Origin of the sequence: Shigella sp. FC1544 (assembly GCF_001722145.1) — a bacterium.
GTDB lineage: Bacteria > Pseudomonadota > Gammaproteobacteria > Enterobacterales > Enterobacteriaceae > Escherichia > Escherichia coli.
Genome location: NZ_MECT01000304.1, coordinates 1 through 1,325, shown reverse-complemented (window position 1 = coordinate 1,325; position 1,325 = coordinate 1). Strand labels below are relative to the sequence as shown.

1 protein-coding gene and 2 pseudogenes are annotated in these 1,325 nt (G+C 51.1%); all 3 read right to left on the bottom strand.

Annotated features, from left to right (window positions below):
* Positions 1–288: transposase (locus BGK49_RS14805; RefSeq protein ID WP_032199081.1), on the bottom strand; the 288-nt coding region annotated here is incomplete at its 3' end.
* 55 nt (positions 289–343) lie between these two features.
* Positions 344–1,009 (bottom strand): annotated as a pseudogene (ompN, locus tag BGK49_RS14800) (porin OmpN); the annotation flags it as partial.
* Between the two features lie 16 nt (positions 1,010–1,025).
* A pseudogene (locus tag BGK49_RS14795) lies at positions 1,026–1,325 on the bottom strand (IS1-like element IS1X2 family transposase); the annotation flags it as partial.

The window sequence follows — 1,325 nt, the reverse complement described above, 5'->3', positions numbered from 1 at the left end:
ATAAGCGGAAGCCTGGCGAAGGATATCGTTACTGCGGCGCAGTTCACGATTTTCACGTTCCAGCTCTTTCAGACGCTGACGTTCAGCGGTGGTGAGCCCGCCATCACCGCCTCCGGTATCCCGCTCATGCTGGCGAACCCAGACACGCAGAGTCTCCGGCGTACAGCCAATCTTTGGAGCAATGGAACAAATTGTCGCCCATTGTGAGTCATATTCGCCCTGACTTTCCAGAACCATACGGACTGCCCGTTGACGGACTTCGGGGGAAAAACGAGTATTTTTAGTCATCCTGTTTACCTCTTTCTCAGGAAGTTTAGTCTCCAGGATTCCCGGGGCGGTTCACAACGTAGGTGGACATGTTTTTATTGAAATAGTAAGTCGCGCCAACATCGGCGTATTTAACCAGATCTTTATCATCAACACCTGCCGGGTTGTCTGCACCACCGGCAGCGTGCAGGTCACGGCCTTTAGACATCAGGAAAGAGACTGCCGGACGCAGACCAAAATCAAACTGGTACTGGGCAGTGACTTCAAAATTCTGGGTTTTGTTTGCCACAGCATAATCGCTGTCGCCAAACGGGGTCATATTACGCGTTTCTGAATACATGGTTGCCAGGTAAATATTGTTAGCATCGTATTTTAGCCCAGCAGTCCACGCGTCTGCTTTATCACCACCCGCCGCAGTATGGTTAACCTGGTCATTGGTGCGGTCAGAAGAGGTGTATGCCGCACCAGCGCTAAAGCCCATGCCTAAATCATATGTTGTGGAAAAACCCCAGCCGTCACCGTTTTCATGGCGAACATCACGTCCGTTGTTGGTGCCTTCCTGACCATTACTGGCTCCTTCGTTGTTACCTTGATACTGCACCGCGAAGTTCAGACCATTTACCAGACCGAAGAAATCAGTATTACGATAAGTCGCGACGCCATTGGCTCGACCAGTCATAAAGTTGTCTGCATTGGTATAAGAGTCACCGCCAAATTCAGGCAGCATATCGGTCCAGCCTTCGGGTAATGACTCCAACTTACTGATAGTGTTTTATGTTCAGATAATGCCCGATGACCTTGTCATGCAGCTCCACCGATTTTGAGAACGACAGTGACTTCCGTCCCAGCCTTGCCAGATGTTGTCTCAGATTCAGATTATGTCGCTCAATGCGCTGAGTGTAACGCTTGCTGATAACGTGCAGCTTTCCCTTCAGGCGTGATTCATACAGCGGCCAGCCATCCGTCATCCATACCACGACCTCAAAGGCCGACAGCAGGCTCAGAAGACGCTCCAGTGTGGCCAGAGTGCGTTCACCGAAGACGTGCGCCACAACCGT